Annotated in this window: 6 protein-coding genes; 4 read left to right on the top strand and 2 right to left on the bottom strand. The window is 61.9% G+C overall.

Translation table 11 applies throughout. The annotated features are described in order from the left end of the window. Nucleotides 1–95 precede the first annotated feature (95 nt). From AB7M26_RS14245 to AB7M26_RS14230, 4 genes are all read left to right on the top strand, one after another. A complete protein-coding gene (locus tag AB7M26_RS14245) occupies nt 96–1745 on the top strand; it encodes a cyclic peptide export ABC transporter (protein WP_429384878.1) in 1650 nt (549 codons plus the stop codon). A gap of 116 nt (nt 1746–1861) precedes the next feature. Continuing rightward, nucleotides 1862–4342 (top strand): TonB-dependent siderophore receptor, encoded by a 2481-nt coding sequence (locus AB7M26_RS14240; RefSeq protein WP_429384875.1) that lies wholly within the window; start codon nt 1862–1864, stop codon nt 4340–4342. A 779-nt stretch (nt 4343–5121) separates the two neighbouring features. After that, nucleotides 5122–5481 carry a DUF6124 family protein gene (locus tag AB7M26_RS14235; RefSeq protein ID WP_063342851.1) on the top strand — a complete coding sequence of 120 codons (360 nt, stop codon included), beginning with the start codon at nt 5122–5124 and terminating at the stop codon, nt 5479–5481. A gap of 674 nt (nt 5482–6155) precedes the next feature. Continuing rightward, complete coding sequence (locus AB7M26_RS14230) at nt 6156–6515, top strand: DUF6124 family protein (RefSeq protein ID WP_063341007.1); 360 nt, start codon at nt 6156–6158, stop codon at nt 6513–6515. Nucleotides 6516–6646: 131 nt separating this feature from the next. Here AB7M26_RS14230 and AB7M26_RS14225 read toward each other — a convergent pair whose 3' ends face one another. Together AB7M26_RS14225 and AB7M26_RS14220 are read right to left on the bottom strand one after the other, a co-directional pair. Continuing rightward, complete coding sequence (locus tag AB7M26_RS14225; RefSeq protein ID WP_429384870.1) at nt 6647–7603, bottom strand: alpha/beta hydrolase; 957 nt, start codon at nt 7601–7603, stop codon at nt 6647–6649. Nucleotides 7604–7678: 75 nt separating this feature from the next. Further along, a complete protein-coding gene (locus AB7M26_RS14220; protein WP_454238995.1) occupies nt 7679–21241 on the bottom strand; it encodes a non-ribosomal peptide synthase/polyketide synthase in 13563 nt (4520 codons plus the stop codon). Nucleotides 21242–21282: the final 41 nt, after the last annotated feature.

Genomic DNA, 21282 nt, shown 5'->3' with positions numbered 1-21282 from the left:
GACCGGCATTCCCGTCCACTGCCGTTTAAATAAAGTCCCCGACCATCCGTTTTTCTTAAGTACCGGCACTCCCTCCGTGTCGAAAGGAATCCTCCATGACCAAGCCAACGCGTGGGGCGATCAACGAATTGTTCGCCCTGCTCAAGCCCTTCCGCCTGATTGTCTCTGTGTCCATCGTGCTCGGCATGATCGGTGGCCTGAGCGTCACCGTGTTGCTGGCGACCATCAACAATGCCCTGCATTCCGCTGACGGCCTGACCCGCACCGTGGTGATGATTTTCGCCGGGCTGTGCGTGCTGGCGCTGCTGACCTCAATTCTGTCCGACATCGGCACCAACTATGTCGGTCAGCACATCATCGCCAGGCTGCGCAAAGAGCTGGGGGAGAAAGTGCTGTCGGCGCCGATCGACCAGATCGAGCGCTACCGCAGCCACCGATTGATCCCGGTGCTGACCCACGACGTGGACACCATCAGCGATTTCGCCTTCGCCTTCGCGCCGCTGGCGATTTCCCTGACCGTGACCCTGGGTTGCCTCGGCTACCTGGCCATGCTGTCGTGGCCGATGTTTCTGATGATGCTGGTGGCCATCGCCATCGGCACCACCTTCCAGGCCATCGCCCGGGCCAAGGGCATGCGCGGCTTCTACACGGCGCGCGACTCCGAAGACGAGCTGCAAAAGCACTACAACGCCATCGCCGAAGGGGCCAAGGAACTGCGCATCCACCGCCCGCGGCGTCAGCGGATGTTCGTGTCCGGCATCCAGAAAACCGCCGAGAAAATCTGTGATACCCAGATCCGCTCGATCAATACCTTCGTCATTGCCAAGTCGTTCGGCTCGATGCTGTTCTTCGTGGTCATCGGCCTGGCACTGGCCCTGCAATCGTTCTGGCCCAGTGCCGACAAGGCCGTGATGAGCGGTTTTGTGTTGGTGCTGCTGTACATGAAAGGCCCGCTGGAACACCTGGTCAGCACCCTGCCGATCATCAGCCGGGCGCAGATTGCGTTTCGCCGGATCGCCGAGCTCAGCGAACAGTTTTCCTCCCCGGAACCGCACCTGCTGCTGGAGGATCAGGGCCACACACCCGGGCCGGTCCACAGTCTGGAACTGAGCAATGTGCGTTACGCTTTCCCGCCGGTGGAAGGCAGCGAGCCCTTCCGCCTCGGCCCGGTCAACCTGCGCATCGAGCAAGGCGACATTGTGTTCATCGTCGGTGAAAACGGTTGCGGCAAAACCACACTGATCAAACTGCTGCTGGGTCTTTATGCGCCCACCGAAGGCGAGATCCGCGTGAACGACCAGCCGATCACCGCCCTCAACCGCGATGACTACCGACAGAACTTCACCACGGTATTTGCCGACTATTACCTGTTCGATGACCTGATTCAGGGCGACCGACAAGTGCCGCAGGATGCCACGCGCTACCTCGAACGCCTGGAGATCGCCCACAAGGTCAGCGTGCGCGACGGCGCGTTCAGCACCACCGATCTTTCCACCGGCCAGCGCAAACGCCTGGCGCTGGTCAACGCCTGGCTCGAAGAACGGCCGGTGCTGGTGTTCGACGAATGGGCGGCCGATCAGGACCCGACCTTCCGCCGCATTTTCTACACCGAACTGCTGCCCGACCTGAAGCGCCTGGGCAAGACCATCATCGTCATCTCCCACGATGACCGTTATTTCGACGTCGCCGATCAACTGGTGCGCATGGAGGCCGGCAAGGTCAAAAGCGAACTGCAGCTCGCGTAATCGATCAGGCCGTGGCCGGTCGGAGAAATTATTTTTTTCCGGTTTGCCGCGGCCTCCTCGTCTTAATGAGATGAATAAGAACCATTACCAACTATACCTGCCAAGGTCTTAACCTCATGTCCGCATCCCGTTTCATGCTTCGACCTCTGACCCGCGCCCTGTTAATGAGCAGCACGACCCGCTCGCGCATGACGTCCACCGGCCTCGGCCTGGCGATGACCCTGGCGGTGACGCCGTATGTCCAGGCCCAGGAATGGACCCTGAACATCCCGGCCCAGCCATTGGCTCAGGCGCTGCAGACCCTCGGTCAACAGACCAATCTGCAAATCATCTACAGCCCCGAGAGCATTCAGAACCTGCGGTCCAGTGCCCTCAACGGCCGCTATCAGGAAGATGATTCGCTGAACGCGATGCTCAAGGGCACCGGGATCCGCCATCAACGCGACGGCAACACGGTCACGCTGCTTGCGCCGGCCACCGGCAGTGCGATGGAACTGGCACCGACCAGCATCAACGGTCAGCGGTTGGGCGCGACCACCGAAGGCAGCAACTCCTACACCACCGGCGCGGTGACCATTGGCAAGGGCGAGCATTCGCTCAGGGAAACCCCGCAGTCGATCACCGTCATCACGCGCAAGATGCTCGATGACCAGAACCTGAACACCATCGAACAGGTCATGGAAAAAACCCCGGGCATTACCGTTTACGATTCGCCCATGGGTGGCAAGTATTTCTACTCCCGGGGTTTCCGCATGACCGGCCAGTACCAGTACGACGGTGTGCCGCTGGACATCGGCAGCAGCTACGTGCAGGCCGATGCCTTCAACAGCGACATGGCGATCTATGATCGGGTCGAAGTGTTGCGCGGTGCGGCCGGGATGATGAAGGGCGCCGGGGGCACTGCCGGTGGTGTGAACTTCGTGCGCAAGCGCGGCCAGGACACCCCGCACACTCAACTGTCATTGTCTGCCGGCACGTGGGACAACTACCGTGGCCAGGTCGACACCGGCGGCCCGCTGAACGACGCCGGCACCATTCGTGGCCGGGCCGTGGTGACCCAGCAGACCCGTCAGTATTTCTATGACGTGGCCGAACGCAGGGACCAGATCTACTACACCGCGCTGGATTTCGACCTGAGCGACTACACCACCCTGGGCCTGGGCATGGCCTATGAAGACGTCGATGCCACTCCGTGCTGGGGCGGCTTGCCGCGCTACGCCGATGGCAGCGACCTGAAGCTCTCTCGTTCCACGTGCCTGAACACCGCCTGGAACAACCAGCGCAGTAAGCGGGCCACTTACTTTGGCGACCTGAAACACGAGTTCAACGACAACTGGGCGCTGAAGGTCGCGGGGGTTTACTCGAAAAACACCCAGGACATGGAATACGCCTTCCCCAGCGGTTCAGTACCGGTTGGCGCCACCAGCACCAGTACCGCGATGATCGGCAGCATCTTTGACTACGATCAGGTCGACTACGGCCTCGACGCGTATGTGGACGGCAAGTTCGACGCATTCGGCCAAGAGCACGAGCTGATCGTCGGTGCCAACGCCAGCCGCTCCCACAAGGACGACTTCTACGCCGTGGCCCTCCTGCCTCAAACTCAGAATGTGCTGAACCCCAACCATCACCTGCCCCAGCCGGATGAAAGTTTTTACCTGGCCAACGCCTCCCGGGGTGGTCCGGTGGACATGCGGATCAAGCAATACGGCGTCTACTCCACGGCACGCCTGAAACTGGCCGATCCGCTGACCTTCGTCCTGGGCAGCCGCGTCAGCTGGTACAAGTCCGAAACCGACTCCGTCTCGTTCTGGCGCGGCGAAGGCACGCCGACAAGCTCCGAGGCCAAGGAAACCGGGCAAGTCACCCCGTTCGCCGCGTTGCTGTTCGACATCAACGACAACCTGACCGTCTACACCAGCTACGCGGATATCTTCACCCCGCAAGGCAACTACAAGACCATCACCGGTTCGACGCTCAAGCCATTGATCGGCCAGAGCTATGAACTGGGGATCAAGGGTGAATGGTTCGACGGTCGCCTGAACAGCGCCGTCAACCTGTTCCGCACCGTCCAGAAAGATGCAGCCCAGGATGACCCGGCCTGCCCGGACAGCAGCTGCTCGCTGAACTCCGGCAAAGTGCGCGCCCAAGGCTTCGAAGCTGAAGTCAGCGGTGAAGTCATTGACCGCCTGCAATTGCTGGCCGGCTACACCTACACCCAGACCAAGATTCTGGAAGACGCCGATGTCAGTCAGGACGGCGTGTCGTACAACACCTATGTGCCGCGCCACTTGCTGCGCGTGTGGGGCGACTACGCGCTCAGCGGCCCACTGGAACGCGTCACCGTCGGTGCCGGCGTCAATGCCCAAAGCAGCAACTACCGCACCTCGCCGAGCAGCGGCAAGAACATCACCCAGGCAGGCTACGCCGTCTGGAACGGTCGCATCGGCTACCGCATCGACGACACCTGGTCCGTGGCACTGAACGGCAACAACCTGTTCGACAAGCGCTACTACGCCACGATCGGTTCCGAAGGCTGGGGTAACTTCTACGGTGAACCGCGCAACTTCGTGATGTCGGTCAAGGCTGACTTCTGATTGCAGCCTCAATGAAAACGCCCCGCCATTGCGGGGCGTTTTTTTAGACTCAGTGGCAGTGAACCGGGGGCTGGATAACTTCGATCCGCGAGGCTAGCGAAGAACCTGTGGCGAGGGAGCTTGCTCCCGCTCGGCTGCGCAGCAGTCGCAAAACCTGAGCGTGCGGTGTATCTGAAAAACCGTGACTGCCGGGTTTGGGGCCGCTTCGCAGCCCAGCGGGAGCAAGCTCCCTCGCCACAACAGCATGATCGCCTGCAAAATTTTGCGGTGTTCTTTCGGGCCTCATCGCGGGCAAGCCCGCTCCCACAGTGATTGGTGTCGTTCACAAATCCTTTGGTCTAATCAGATACCTGTGGGAGCGGGCTTGCCCGCGATGAGGCCGGTGCAGCCACCACAAGGCTCAGTGTCAGATCGCTAAACAAGCACTGTTTAAAAGACACTTCCAGATACTCACTCAGGCTACACATTCTTGCGCCGCTGCCTACGACTACGCCAGAATCCGCCGGCTTGTGCGCCTTGAGGCCGGGCTCTATCGTTTCCGGGTCGCTGACGAATCAGCGATCGGGTTTGGTAGCCCGGGTTAATCAAGGCGCACAACGCCGACGTTTCAAGCAGTTGACGCTTTTTTTCGTCTGCTGTTTTGTTATGGCGGTTGTGCGCAGGGCGCCCTCGGACGCGCTGGGTTCCCTTGATGCCCGGTCTACCAACCTGCGTACAGCCGCCACCCTAATGTTTGGTAGCAATAGGTCTGCGGCTCCATTTATCAAGGAGTTTCATCTATGTTCAAACCGACGCCTAATCCACCGGAAACCGATCCAACATCCCCCTACGAATCCCTCGATTCCAAAAAACTCAACGAAGCCGCCGATCGCGCCCTCGATTACTACCTCAAGCCGGACATCCCCAAAGACACCAAGCGAAAGCCCAGCACCATTTACCATGTCGGTGCCGAGGTCGATAACGAAACCCTGCTGGTCAACGCCTGCGAATCCCTGGCGTCAGCGAGCATGATGCTCAGCGAGTTCGCCGGGTTGATGGACATGCCACATCGCAACATGATGTTGGGGATTCAATCCGTGGTCATGCTCGGGGAACTGGCCGTCAACCGGGTGCTGGATAACTTCGATCCGCGAGGCTAACGAAGAACCTGTGGCGAGGGAGCTTGCTCCCGCTCGGCTGCGCAGCAGTCGCAAAACCTGAGCGTGCGGTGTATCTGAAAAACCGTGACTGCCGGGTTTGGGGCCGCTTCGCAGCCCAGCGGGAGCAAGCTCCCTCGCCACAACAGCATGACCGCCTGCAAAGTTTTGCGGTGTTCTTTCGGGCCTCATCGCGGGCAAGCCCGCTCCCACAGTGATTGGTGTCGTTCACAAATCCTTTGGTCTAATCAGATACCTGTGGGAGCGGGCTTGCCCGCGATGAGGCCGGTACAGCCACCACAAGGCTCAGTGTCAGATCGCTAAACAAGCACTGTTTAAAAGACACTTCCAGATACTCACTCAGGCTACACATTCTTGCGCCGCTGCCTACGACTACGCCAGAATCCGCCGGCTTGTGCGTCTAAGGGCCGGGCTCTATCGTTTCCGGGTCGCTGAAAAACAGCGATCGGGTTTGGTAGCCCGCTGTCCCACATGACGCATAGCGTCACCTTATGCAGGTGCTTTTTCGGCATTTGTTTTGATGGTGGCCATGCGCAGGGCGCCCTCGGGCGCGCCGGTTTTTCCATGTGGGCCGGTCTACCAACCTTCGTATGGCCACCACCCTTCGTTTGGTAGCGAGGGTGATGGCTCCTTTAATCACATATGGAGTTCCATCTATGTTCAAACCTACACCGAACCCACCGGAAACCGATCCAACATCCCCCTACGAATCCCTCGATTCCAAAAAACTCAACGAAGCCGCCGACCGCGCCCTCGATTACTACCTCAAGCCGGACATCCCCAAAGACACCAAGCGAAAGCCCAGCACCATTTACCATGTCGGCACCGAGGTCGATAACGAAACCCTGCTGGTCAACGCCTGCGAATCCCTGGCGTCAGCCAGCATGATGCTCAGCGAGTTCGCCGGGTTGATGGACATGCCACATCGCAACATGATGTTGGGGATTCAATCCGTGGTCATGCTCGGGGAGCTGGCCGTCAACCGGGTGCTGGATAACTTCGATCCGCGAGGCTAGCCGGGAAAATCAAAAGATCGCAGCCTGCGGCAGCTCCTACATGGGATTGTGTTCAACCGCTATATAGCGGCGAACACCGAACCTGTAGGAGCTGCCGAAGGCTGCGATCTTTTGATCTTGAAGCTTTACGCTCAACCCAAATGCCGACTCAGCGCCCGACTCAAGCGCTCATGCACACCCAACACATCCGGCATGACCGAAGCCAATCTGAGCAAGTCATGGGTCAGCCCCGGGCAATGTTCGAGTTCGACACTCACCCCCTGCGCGCGCAGTTTATCGACGTAGGCCTGGCCTTCATCGAGCAACGGATCGAACCCGGCCAGCAACACAATCGCCGGCGCCACCCCGCGCAAGTCATCGGCCAGCAACGGTGAGAAGCGCCAGTCCAGCAGGTCTTCGGGGCTGCGGGCGTAGTGCTGGTAAAACCAGTCCAGCGTGTCGTTCTCCAGCAGATACCCCTCACTGAACAACAAACGCGAATCGTGGGTGCGCGAGGCATCGGTGACCGGATAACACAGCAGCTGCACCTTCGGGACGATGGCCACGGTGTGTGGCTGAGCCACCGCTTGCAAGGCCAGCACCGTTGCCAATGTGGCACCAGCGCTGTCACCGCCGAACGCGACGCGACCGGCATCCAGCCCCAGGGCCAGCGCCTGTTCCGCCAGCCAGGACAAGGCGTCTTCACCGTCCTCCAGTGCGGTCGGGAAACGATGCTCTGGCGCCAGCCGATAGCCAACCGACAACACTGCGCATGGCGTACGCCGGCAGAATTCGCGGCAGACTCCGTCATGGGAATCCAGGCTGCCCACTACAAAACCACCGCCATGGAAATACACCAGCACCGGCATCGGTGCCGTCGCCCCGCTCGGGCGATACAAACGCAACGCCAGCGGCGCGCCGTCCCGGGCCGTGGTGTTGACCTCCAGCACGTCAAGATCCCGAGGAGCATCCCAACGCAATTGCGCGGTGGTTTGTTCGAAGATCGCCCGCGCCTCGGCCGGGGTCAGTTGATGCAGCGCTGGCTGGCCTGCGTCCTGACCGTCTTGCGCCAGGTCGAGGAAGGCTTCCAGATCAGGGTGTAGCGACATCGAAAGAATCCTTATGTCCGTAAAAAAGGGGCGCGCCTGAGCAACGCCCCCCAGCAATGATTAAAACCCCGGCTCTCAGCCCACCCGCGCCATGCAATGCTCGATCAACGCCTCAAGCTCGCGCTGATAATCCTGCATCAACGACTCCAGGGTGCTGGCCCGATAACGCTGGGTGCTGTAGATGCAACGCAGCGCCAACTGACCGTCGTAAACCTGGCCGACGATCTCCAGCCAGTTGCCCAGATTGGCCTGCAAGCTGTAGTTGTCGCCGCTTTCTTCCAGCGCCGGCACCAGCAACGCTTGCTCGTCGAAGCTCTGGTCGAACTGCCCCAGATAGTTGAACGTCACCCGTGCCTGCGGCAGGTCGGCCAATTGGCGAGCCAGTTGCGGGCCGGCCAGGTGACGCAACACGCCATAGCCGATGCCCTTCTGCGGGATGGCCGCCAACTGCGCCTGCACGTTGACGATCGACGCGCCGATGTCCGCGCTGTCGGGGGTGAGCCGGACCGGGAACATGCTGGTGAACCAGCCCAGGCTGCGACTCAGGTCGATGTTCTCGAACAGGTCCTCGCGGCCGTGCCCTTCCAGCAAAATCAGCGCCGACGGCTGTTCGCTCCAGCGGCACAACGCCCGGCTCAGGGCCGACAGCAGCAAATCGTTGATCTGCGTTCGATAGACCGCCGGCGCCTGCTTGAGCAACTGTTCGGTGTGCTCGCGGGACAACTTGAGCCGCGCCTGAGCCTGGTGACGCACCTGATTCTTGCCGCGACGGTTGTCGCACGGCAGGTCGATACCCGGCTGATCCAGTTGCTCCAGCCAGTAGCCCAATTCCTGCTCGGCAATCACCGGCGCCTGCGCCTGCAACGCTTCGGAAAATGCGCGATAGCTGCTGGTGCGGATCGGCAGTTGCGGTTCGATGCCCATCACGCAAGCCTCGTAGGCCACCTTCAAGTCATCGAGCAAAATCCGCCACGACACGGTGTCGACCACCAGATGGTGGATGACCATCAACAGCCGCGCCTGGCCGTCCGGCAAGGCGATGTGCACCACACGCCAGGCCGGCCCATCGTCGAGTTTGAGGCTGCGCTGAGTCAGGTTGGCCAAGGCTTCGACCTGCTCACTGCTCTCGACCTCGCGGCACCACAGCACCGGCTCGCGGCGCTCGGTCGGTGCGGCATAGCGCTGCAACCAGCGCCCGCCTTCCTGACAGAAACGCAGGCGCAAGGTGTCGTGGTGGTTTTCGATCCAGCCCAGCGCCTGTTCCAGGGCATCCAGATCCAGCGTCTGACGCGCACTCAGCAAAAACGACTGGTTGTAGTGATGAGACTCGGCCATGCCCTCGGCAAAGAACCACTCCTGAATCGGCAGCAGATTGAACAGCCCCTCGCTGGCCACATGGGTAAGGTCCACCGCCGGTTGCGCGGTGCTCGCCTTCACCACGTCCTGTTCGACGATGCCGGCGATGGTCTGGTAGCGCATCAGATCGCGTAGTTTGAGGTCCATCTGCAGGATCGGGTGGTTCCTGACCCGGGAAATCACTTGCAGGCTCAGGATCGAGTCGCCGCCCAGTTCGAAGAAGTTGTCGCTGATACCGACCTGCTCCACCTGCAGTACCTGCGCCCAGATGTCCGCCAGCAGTTGTTCCTGCTGATTGCGCGGGGCAACGTATTCCTCGCTTTTGAACTCCGGCTCGGGCAATGCCTTGCGGTCGAGCTTGCCGTTGGGGGTGATCGGGAAGGCACTGAGGCAGACGATCTGCGCCGGCACCATGTATTCAGGCAAGGTGGTGCGCAGAGCGGCCTTGAGCTCATCACCCAGCTGCCGGCCGTCATCAGTGACGACATAACCGATCAGTTGCTTGCCGGAGGCATTGTCCCGGGCAATCACCAGGGCGTCGCGGACCGGCGCCAGTTGCCGCAGGCTGGCCTCGACTTCACCCAGCTCGATGCGGAACCCGCGCACTTTGACCTGATGGTCGATGCGGCCGACGTAATCGACCACACCGTCCTGACGCAAACGCACCAGGTCGCCGGTGCGGTACAACCGCTCGCCGCCGGCAAACGGGTTGGGCACGAAGCGTTCGCAGGTCAGGTCCGGCCGACCGTGATAACCACGGGCAACCCCGTAGCCACCGATGTACAACTCGCCGGCAAAACCGGGCGGCAGCGGATTCAGTTCTTCATCCAGCACATACAGGGAACGCGCGCCCACTGCCCGGCCGATCGGCGCATAGGCCGCTTCACACTGCTGGCTCACCGGCACTTTCCACAGCATAGGGGTGACCACGGTTTCCGTCGGGCCGTAGCCGTTGGTGAAGTACTCGGGACGCAGTGCCGCCTTGACCTGTTCGAAGGTCTGGTCCGGCACCGCGTCGCCACCGAAGCAATAGATGCGCACCGGCGGCGGTGCAATTCCGCTGGCCGCGGCGTACTCGGCCAGTTGCTTGAGGTAGGCCGGCGGGAAGCAAGCGATGGTCACGCCGTACTCGTGCAGCGCCTGATAAGTCTGCTCCGGCGTCCACAGGCAACCGTCGCGCACCACCAGCCGGCCACCGCTGTACAGCGTACTCAACCAGCGTTCATGGGCACCGTCGAAGGCGAACGACATGAAGTGCAGCTCACAGCTGCGGGTGTCCATTTCATACAGTGTGGCGATGGCCTGACAGTGCATGCTCAGTGGACCCTGGGTGACCGCCACGCCTTTTGGCCGGCCGGTGGAACCCGAGGTGTAAACCAGATAGGCCAGCCCTTGCTCCAGTACACGGCACACCGGCGCCTTATCGGCATAACGGGACTCGTCGAGCTGATCCAGCTCAAGGCGCAACAGGCCCTCGGGCGCCGGTAACGTTGCCCGCAGGCTGCTCTGGGTCAGCAGCAGCGCCATGCCGGAATCTTCGACCATGTACGCCAGACGCTCCGGCGGATAATCAATGTCCAGCGGCACATACGCCGCGCCGCTTTTGAGCACGGCGAGGAAACTGACGACCATTTCCAGCGAACGCGGCAGCGCCACGCCGATCACCACCTCCGGCCCCGCGCCGTGCTCGATCAAGCAATGGGCCAGACGATTGGCCCGTCGCTCCAGCTCGCGGTAGCTCAGGCTCAGCCCGGCGCATTGCACCGCAATGGCCTCGGGCTGACTCAGCGCGTGTCGGCTGATCAGCTCCGGCAACAGTTGCGGCTGATGATCCGCTGGCGGCTCGGCGCTCCAGGTTTGCATCGCCTGCCATTGCTCGAGCGACAGACGCTGCAGGTTACCCAGGCGTTCGTCAGGCGCGCGCATCATCGCCTCAAGGGTGTTTTCCAGGGTCAGGCGAATCCCCTCCACCGCCTCGGCACTGAAGTGGCTGCGCAGGTAAAGGTATTCAATCGACAGTTCGTCGCCGAGCGTCACCGCTAGGTCCATCGGCACGTTCGTCACGTCATGGCCGATGGATTTGCCGAAGCTCAGGCCGCTATCGTTGTCTTCTTGCAGGCGGTCGTCGATCGGGTAGTTCTCGAACACGATGATGCTGTCGAACAGCGCCTGCCCGCCCAGGCCGGACCAGCGTTGCACGTCCGCCAACGGAGCCTGGGAATGGTCGCGGATATCCAGGTTGTACGCCTGGATCTGGTTCAGCCAGTCTGCCAGGGGCTGATCCGGTTCCAGCGTCTGAATGATCGGCAAGGTGTTGATGAACAGCCCCAGCATGTTGCCGACATTGGGCAAACTCTCGGGACGCCCGGACACCGTGGCACCAAAGGTCACGGTGTTTTTCCCGGTGTAACGCTGCAACAGCAGCAACCACGCGCCCTGGATCAAGGTGTTCGGGGTAATCCGCAGATCGCGGCAGAACTGCAACAGACGACCGGTCTGTTGCGCGTCCCAATGGGAGTAAATGGCGTTGTGGCCAGGTTCATCGGACACATGCCGTGGATGGATGGCCTGGCTCAACGCCGTCGCCTCGTTGACCGGGGCCAGCCGGGCTTTCCAGAACAGCTCCCGGGCGTCCTGGTCCTGGGCTTGCAACCAGGCAATGAAGTCGCGGTAGCGGCCGTTTTCAGCGCTGATTTCACCCTTGGCGTAGTGCTGGATCACCTCACCAAACAGTCGCGAGCTGCTCCAGCCGTCCATCAGGATGTGGTGACTGGTCCAGAGCATCTGATACTGATCTTCAGTGCTGCGAATCAACAACACTCGTTGCAGTGGCGCATGGGTCAGTTCGAAGCCTCGCGCGCGGTCCTCGGCGGCCCGCGCGGCGATGTCCGCCTCGCTGGCGTCGCGATCGCGCCAGTCGAGCACCTGCAAATCGAGCGTCGCCTGACGCTGGACAATTTGCAGCGGTTTGGCCAAGCCATCGTGCCAATGGAAGCTGGTGCGCAGGATGGCCTGACGCTCGATGACCGCCTCCCAGGCCTTGCGGAAACGCTCAACATCCAGACCGCCCACCGGCAAACTGATTTGGTTGACATACAGGCTGGAACCATTGTCCGACAAGGTATGGAACAGCATGCCCTCTTGCATCGGCGACAGCGGATAAATGTCTTCGATCCGGGACGGGGCTATCGGCAAGGCGTCCAGTCGGGCCTGATCCAGATGCGCCAACGGGAAGTCCGACGGCGTGACGCCGTGGCTGTCCGGCTGGCAGCAATGCTCGATCAGCAGCTCCAGCTCCCGGGTGTACTCCTCGGTCAGGCGTTCGATGGTCGAGGCGTTGAACATGTGCGTGCTGAACGACCAGCCGACACTCAACTCGCCGCCGTACACCTGACCATTGAGCGTCAGCCAGTTACCCAGCAGCGCATCGTCACTGTGCTCTGCGCCCTTGCCCTCATCGGCCGGCACAAACAAGGCACCGCTCTGGCTATCGAAGCTACCGTCGAACTGGCCCAGGTAGTTAAAGGTGATACGCGGTGTCGGCAGGGTCCGCAGCGACGCCTGGCAAGCCTCGTCACCCAGATAACGCAGCACACCATAACCCAGGCCACGATCCGGAATCGCGCGCAGTTGCTCCTTGATTTGCTTGATCGAGCCGGCCAGCTCCTGGGTCGGGGTCAATTTGACCGGGAACAGGCTGGTGAACCAGCCGACCGTGCGGGTCAGATCGAGGCCATCAAACAGATCTTCACGACCATGGCCTTCGAGCTGAATCAGCACCGACGACTGTTCGCTCCAACGGGCGATCACTCGGGCCAGTGCCGTCAGCAACAGGTCGTTGACCTGTGTGCGGTAAGCCGCCGGGGTCTGTTGCAACAGTCGTCGGGTCAAGGTCGGGTTCAGGCGACTGTAAAGCGTCAAGGCATGACGGCTCTGCAGGCTGCCCTGGGGGTTATCTTGCGGCAGCGGCGCGCCGTCCGAGCGCTGCGCCTGCCAGTAAGGCAGTTGTCCAAGCAGCGATTCACTGCTGGCGTGAGCTTGCAATTGCTCCGCCCACTGCTTGAAGGACGTGGTCTTGGCCGCCAATGCCAACGGTTCGCCGGCCAGTAACTGGCGGTAGCTGCCCTGCAAATCCTCCAGCAGAATCCGCCACGACACACCATCGACCACCAAGTGATGAACGATCAACAACAAGCGCTGTTCGCCCTCAGGCAAATCGAACAACACCGCGCGCAACAACGGGCCTTGTTGCAGATCCAGGCTGCGTTGGGCTTGTTCGGCGACGCGTTCCAGGTGGGCGGCATCGCTGACCGATTCCAGCCACAACGGTGACAGGCGCTGGTGTTCCACGGTCCGATAGCTCGCCGACCAGCTTCCTGAGGTTTGGGTAAAGCCCAGGCGCAGGCCGTCGTGATGAACGATCAGCGCGTGCAGGGCCTGCTCAAGTGTCGCGGCCAGCAGAGGGTTCAACGGTTTGAGCAGCACCGACTGATTCCAGTGATGACGCTGCGGCAAGGGGTGTTCGAAGAACCATTGCTGAATCGGCAGCAACGGGGTCTCACCTGTCACCGGGCCTTGATCGATTGACGCCTGGGCTTTGCCGAGCTGCGCGACAGTGGCCAGCCCCTGGACGGTCTGCTGCTGGAACAGATCCTTGGGCGTGAAGCTGATGCCCTGCTGACGCGCCCGGCTCACCACCTGGATGGAGATGATCGAATCGCCGCCCAGGGTGAAGAAGTTGTCGGTCACACCGACCCGCTCGAGTTTCAGAATGTCTTGCCAAATCCCGGCAATCTGCTGCTCCAGCGCAGTGCGCGGTGCCACGTAATCGCGTTGCAGCTGGTTGGCGTCCGGGGTCGGCAAGGCCTTGCGGTCGAGTTTGCCGTTGGGGGTCAGCGGCAATTGTTCGATGAACAGCCATTGCGCCGGCACCATGTAATCCGGCAGATGTGCCTTGAGCCCGGCCTTGAGCGCCTCGCTCAGATCGTCCTGCTGTTGCGGGCTCAGGTCTGCTTGTGTCGGCACCACATAGGCCACCAGTTGCTGGCCGCTATGGCCTTCCACCGCCAGCACCACGCCTTCGCGCACGCTGTCGTGGGCCAGCAGGCGCGCTTCGATTTCACCCAGTTCGATACGGAACCCGCGCACCTTGACCTGATGATCGATGCGGCCGACGTATTCGATCACACCGTCTTCACGCAAACGGGTGAGGTCGCCGGTGCGGTACATCCGTTCGCCATTGCTGGCCAGCGGGTTGGGCACAAAGCGCTCGGCGGTCAGGCCCGGGCGGAACAGATAGCCACGGGTAATGCCGTCACCGGCCAGGTACAGCTCGGCGGCAACCCCAATCGGCGCGGCCTGCAATTGGGCATCGAGCAAGTGCGCGGTGGTGTTCACCAGCGGCCGGCCGATGTTGGCCTGGCCGCCGGCTTCGCGGCGGGTGCAGGTCGAATAGGTGGTGTCTTCCGACGGGCCGTACAAATCGTAAACGTGTTCGACCGAGGTCTCGCGGTACAGCGTGTCCACCAGTGCTTGCTTGAGCGGTTCACCCGCAAGATTGATGATGCGCACGCCTGAAGGGATCTGCCCGGCACGCTGCAAGGCCGCGATGGCCGACGGTACGGTGTTGATCAGGCGCACCTGATCGCGCTCCGGCAGGTCCGGCAGTTCCAGGGCGTTGCGCGCCATGATGATCGAGCCGCCGCGGGCCAGGGTGACGAAAATCTCCCATACCGACAGGTCGAAGCACACCGAAGTCGAGGCCAGCACGCCTTGCAGGTCCGCCTCGCTGTACACCTCGTGCGACCAATGAATCAGCGCCTGCACGTTGCGATGAGCAATCGCCACGCCCTTCGGTTTACCGGTGGAACCGGAGGTATAAATCACATACGCCAGGTTGGCGGAGTCGATCCGGCGCTCAAGGTTGTGCGATGCCAGGTCGGCGAAGGCCTGACCGCCCGCCTCGACCCACACCACTTGCGCCTGGGTCTCGGGCAACTGCGACAGCAAATGTGGCTGGGTCAGCAACACCCGTGCCTGACTGTCGTCGAGCATGTAGGCCACGCGATCCGCCGGGTAGTCCGGGTCCAGCGGCACGTAGGTGCCACCGGCCTTGAGCACCGCCATCAAGGCAATCACCAGCTCGGCGGAACGAGGCATCGCCACGCCCACGCGGATTTCCGCACCGACACCCAGTGTTTGCAGATGACGGGCCAGTTGATTGGCGCGGCGATTGAGTTCGGCGTAGGTCAATTCGGCACCGGCATGGCGCAAGGCAATTGCCTGTGGCCGCGTTTCGACCTGGGCTTCAAAGCCTTGATGGATCAAGGCTTGGGTCGGATACGCGGCGTGATGGTCATTCCATTCGGCCAGGGTGCGCAGCTCGCTCGCCGGCAACAGGCCGATCTCGCCCAGCAAGCGTTGCGGTGCGTCGAGGAACTGGCGCAGCACTTCTTCCAGATGAGCCGCCAGGCCGACAATGCTGCGCTCGGCAAAGTGCTCGGTGAGGTAGTTGAAGTCCAGGCTCAACACCTCGCCGGCACCGGCGATCAGCGTCAGGCCGTAATTGGTTTGCTCACGGTGTTCGAGACCGCTGAAACGCAAGCCGCCCGGATTGGCCTGCAGGGTGTCGGATACGGGGTAGTTTTCGAACACCAGCAGCGTGTCGAACAACGCTTCGCCGTTGAGCGCGGCCAGGCGTTGAATGTCTTGCAACGGCGTCTGCTCGTAATCGCGCAGCAGCAGGTTTTTGTCCTGCACGCTGCGCACCCAGTCGCTGACACTGCAGGTCGCTTGCGGGCTGGCGATCACCGGCAGCGTATTGATGAACAGGCCCAACTGTTGCTCGATACCCGGCAGGTCCACCGGGCGACCGGACACCGTCGCGCCGAAGGCGACGCTGCTCTGCCCGGTATAGCGCTGCAATACCAACAGCCACGCGGCTTGCACCAGGCTGTTAAGCGTCACTTGCTGCTGGCGCGAGAAACCGTTGAGGCGCTGGGTGAAGGCGGCGTCAAAGGTCAACTTATGCACGCCTTTGCCGGGGCCGGGCACGGTTTGCCCGTGGCAAGCCGAGGCCAGCCGCGTCGGTTCGTCCAGTTCGGTCAACTGCCCGCGCCAGAAGGCTTGCGCCGCCTCCTTGTCCTGGCGTTGCAGCCAGGCCAGGAAGTCGCGGTAACGGCCCTGGGCACTCGGCACCGGATGCCCGGCATAATCCTGCAGCACTTCGCCAAACATCCGCGAGTTGCTCCAGCCATCCATGAGAATGTGGTGGCAGGTGAAGATCAGGCGATGACGATCATCGGCGGTGCGCAGCAGGCACAGGCGCAGCAGCGGCGGATTCTGCAAGTCGAAACCGCGTTCGCGATCAGCCAAGGCACGGGCCTCAAGCACGGCTTGCAGATCCGGTTCGGCACGCACATCCACTTCCGGCATTTCCAGGGTCAGCTGGCGATTGATCACTTGCAGCGGTGTATCGAGGCCGTCGCGGCCCCAGATGAAACCGGCGCGCAGCACTTCATGACGGTCCACCACCCGCTGCCAGGCTTGCTGGAAGCGCGGTACATTCAGACCGTCGATGTCCAGCAGCATCTGATAGACGTAAGCGCTGGCATCGGCGTCGTACAGGCTATGGAACAGAATGCCCTGCTGCAATGGCGCCAGCGGGTAAATGTCCTCGATCCGCTGCGCGGCGATTGGCAAGCTGTCCAGATGCGCCTGGGACAACCCGGCCAATGGCACATCGGACGGCGTCAGGCCGCCGCTCGGATGATTCATGCAATGGTCGATCAACTCACCCAGCGCAACTTCATAAGCGCGAGCCAGGGCGTTGATGGTCGCCTCTTCGAACACGTCGCCGCTGTAGGTCCAGGTCAGGCTCAATTGCCCCTGGTAGACCCGACCGTCGATGGTCAGCCAGTTGCTCATCGGCGCCTGTTCGTCCTGACCGGCGCCCTTGTCTTCGGTGGCTGGCACCCACAGGGCGCCTTCGTCGAAGTTGTTATCGAACTGCCCCAGGTAGTTGAACGTCACCTTGGGTTGGGACACGCCGCTCAGGGCCGCTTGCGCCTCATCACTTCCCAGATAACGCAGCAACCCATAGCCGATGCCTTTGTTGGGGATCGAGCGCAGTTGTTCCTTGATGCCCTTGATGGACGCTTCGAGGCTGGTCTGTGGAGTCAGGCGCACCGGGAACATGCTAGTGAACCAGCCCACGGTACGGCTCAGGTCGAGGTCGTCGAACAGGTCTTCGCGGCCATGCCCTTCGAGCTGCACCAGGGCGCTGTCGGAGGCGGTCCACTCACACAAAACCCGGGCCAGTGCGGTCAACAGCAAATCGTTGACCTGAGTGCGATACACCGCCGGCGCCTGCTGCAGCAGTTGCCGGGTGCGTTCGGCATCCAGACGCGTATCGACGCTGCGCTCGAAACGGTTCTGCAGTTGTCCATCAGGGTTGTCCAGCGGCAAGTCCGCCGGCGCTTCGGCCAGTTGCTCGCGCCAGTAATCCAGCTCGGTTTCCAGCCCGGCGCTGCGCGCATAACCTTGCAGGCGTTCACCCCAATCCTTGAACGCCGTGGTCTTGGCCGGCAGGCGCAACGGCGTGCTAGCGCTCAGTTGTTGATAGGCGGTTTGCAGGTCTTCGAGCAGGATCCGCCACGACACACCATCGACCACCAGGTGATGGATCACCAACAGCAGTCGCTGGCTGGCGTCGGGCAAATCCACCAATGCAGCACGGATCAACGGGCCATCGCTCAGGTTCAGGCTACGCTGCAACTCCAGGCACAGCGCGGGCAACGCTTCGCTGTCTGACAACGTCACGGTGCGCAGCAATGCGTTCGGTTGATCAACGGCGGCATGCTCCTGCACCCAATCACCGGCGCTCTGGCGATAGCGCAGACGCAAGGCATCGTGATGCCGTTGCAGATGTTCCAGGGCCTGCTCCAGCACAGCCGCTTGCAGAGGTTCGGCCGGGGTCAGCAGGATCGACTGGTTCCAGTGCTGACGCTGAGGAATCTCGGTGGCGAAAAAGTACTGTTGAATCGGCGTCAGCACGGCAGCGCCGAGCACATCACCTTGCATCGCCTGCACCGCATCGCTCTGCTGTGCGACGGTGGCCAGGCGTTGCACGGTCTGGTGCTGGAAGATGTCCTTGGGCGAGAAACGGATGCCCACCTGACGCGCCCGGCTGACCACCTGAATCGAGATGATCGAATCGCCGCCCAGCTCAAAGAAGTTGTCGTTGAGCCCGACCCGCTCGACTTTCAGCACGTCCTGCCAGATCTCGGCCAGGCGCTGTTCGAGTTCGCTGCGCGGCGCCGCGTAAGCCTCTTGCACCAGGCTCACATCGGGGTTGGGCAGTTGCTTGCGATCGAGCTTGCCGTTGGCCGTCAGCGGCAGGCGGTCGAGGAACACCCAGCTGACCGGCACCATGTAGTCCGGCAGGCTTTCACGCAATTGCGCCTTGATCGAATCGCGCAAGTTGGCGTGGGCGTCCGCGTCCAGTGGCTCGCTCGGCACAATCCAGGTCGCCAGTTGCTGCCCACTGAGCCCTTCGACCGCCAGCACCACGGCTTCACGCACCGCGACATGCTTGAGCAATTGGGTTTCGATTTCTCCCAGCTCGATACGGAAACCGCGAATCTTCACCTGATGGTCGATACGGCCGATGTACTCGATCACCCCGTCGCCGCGCAGCCGCGCCAGGTCGCCGGTGCGGTACAGGCGTTCACCGGCCACAGGGTTGAACGGATCCGGGACGAACCGGGTGGCGCTCATGCCTGGCTGGTTCAGGTATCCCCGCGCGAGCCCGGCCCCGGCGATGTACAACTCGCCGATGCACCCTTGGGGCACCAGGTTCAACGCGTCATCGAGCAAGTACCACGACAGGTCGACAATCGGCTCGCCGATCGGGCTGCTGTGGCTCTGTTGCAAGTCCGCCATGGACAGCGGGCGGTAGGTCACATGCACGGTGGTTTCGGTGATGCCGTACATGTTGATCAGGGTCGGCGCGCGGTCGCCGAAACGCTCGAACCAGGGGCGCAGGCTCTGCACTTCCAGCGCTTCACCGCCAAACACCACGTAACGCAGCGCATGGTTGCGCGACGAAGCACTGGCCACTTGCATCAGCGGTTTGAACGCCGACGGCGTCTGGTTCAGGACGGTGACCTGTTCATCACAGAGCAAGGTGTAGAACTCTTCCGGCGAACGGGTGACGTCGTGGGGCACCACCACCAGTTTGCCGCCGTAGAGCAGCGCGCCGAAGATTTCCCAGACCGAGAAGTCGAACGCGTAGGAATGGAACAGCGTCCAGCTGTCTTCGGGACCGAAACCGAACCAGTGATCGGTGGCGTTGAACAGGCGAATGACATTGCCATGGGGCAGCAACGCGCCTTTGGGCTTGCCGGTGGAGCCGGAGGTGTAAATCACATATGCGAGGTTGTCTGCCGTAGTCATGCACGGCGGATTGGCCATGCTGCTGTCCTGCGGTGGTTGATTCAGATCCAGGCAAGCCAGCCCCGGTGGAATCGGCAGCTGCGCCAACAGGTGGCCCTGGGTCAGCAACAGCTCGATCCCGCTGTCCTCGATCATGTAGCGCAAACGGTCGTCGGGGTAGCTCGGGTCCAGCGGCACATAAGCACCACCGGCCTTCAGCACGGCGACAATGGCGACGATCATGTCCAGCGAACGCTCCACCGCCACGCCCACCCGCACATCGGGGCCAACGCCACGGGCGATCAGCAGATGCGCCCATTGGTTGGCCTGGCGATTGAGTTCGGCATACGTCAGCCGTTGCCCGGAGAACACCACCGCTGGCGCCTGCGGATAACGCTCGGCCTGAGCCTCGATCATCTGATGAATGCACTGGCTGACCGGGTGCACCACCGGGCTCGGGTTCCAGTGCGCGAGCAGTTGCTGTTGCTGCGCGTCATCGAGCACCGGCAGTTGGGCAATGCGTTGGGTCGGGTCCTGAACGATCGCCTGCAGCAGGTTGCGCCAATGCTGCGCCAGGCGCTCGATGGTCGCAGGCTCGAACAAATCGGTGGCGTATTTGAGCACCGCTTCAATGCCATGGGCCTGTTCGGTGGTGTTCAGCACCAGGTCGAACTGCGCGGTCTCGCTTTGCCATTCCAGCGGCTCGATGCTCAAGCCGTTCAAGCGGGTTTCGACACTGATCCGGCTTTCGGCCTGGTGATTGAACATCACCTGGAATAACGGGCTGTGACTCAGGCTGCGTCCCGGCTCCAGGGCTTCCACCAGTTGTTCGAACGGCAGGTCCTGATGCGCCTGGGCTTCCTGGGCGGTTTGCCGAACCTGGCGCAGCAGATCGATGAAGCTGGCTTGGCCGTCGACGTCCGCCTTGAGCACTTGGGTGTTGACGAAGAAACCGATCAGACGCTCGATTTCCACGCGCCCGCGGTTGGCCACCGGCACACCGACGCGGATGTCGGCCTGGCCGCTGTAGCGGTGCAACAAGGCCTGGAACGAGGCCAGTAACAGCACGAACAGCGTGACGTTTTCCCGTCGGGCGAAGGCCTTAAGCCCGTCGCTCAGCGTCGGGTCCAGAATCAGGTTGTGGCTGGCCCCGGCAAAGCTCTGTTCCACCGGACGCGCACGGTCGGTGGGCAGCTCCAGCACCGGCTGCTCACCGCCGAGCTTGTGTTGCCAGTAGGCCAGTTGACGCTCCTGTTCGCCGGCCTCCATCCATTGCCGCTGCCACAGGGCGTAGTCGGCGTATTGAATCGGCAGGGCCGGCAGCCCGGCGTCATGCCCGAGGTTGAAACCGGCATATAGCTGCACCAGTTCCTCGATCATCACCTGCAACGACCAACCGTCCGACACGATGTGGTGCAAGGTCAGCACCAGCACGTGATCCTGCGGGGTGACTTGCAGCAGCGCGGCGCGCAACAGCGGGCCGGTCTGCAAATCGAAAGCTTGCTGGCTCTGGGTCTGGACGAAGGCCTGGATCGACGCCTGCGGGTTTGCCGCCAGCTCAGGGCTCAGTTCGTGAGTATCCAGGGCAAACGATCCTGCGGGCAGGATCGTTTGCAGGGGTTGCCCGGCGTCTTGAGTGAACACCGTGCGCAAGGTTTCGTGACGTTCGATCAGCGCCTGGACGCTGCGCTGCAACGCGGCCACCTCCAGCGGGCCCTGCAAGCGCAGGGCCGTGGGAATGTTGTAGGCCGCGCTGTGCGGCGCCCATTGCCAGAGAAACCACTGGCGCTGTTGAGCGTAGGACAGCAACAACGGTTCTTCAGCCGTGCGCTTGAAAACCGGGGCAATGTCAAAAAGGTTGACGCCCTTCTGCTTGAGCAGAACCGCCA

Source organism: Pseudomonas sp. F-14 TE3482 (genome assembly GCF_053629455.1).
This window is presented reverse-complemented; position numbering and strand designations above follow the sequence as displayed.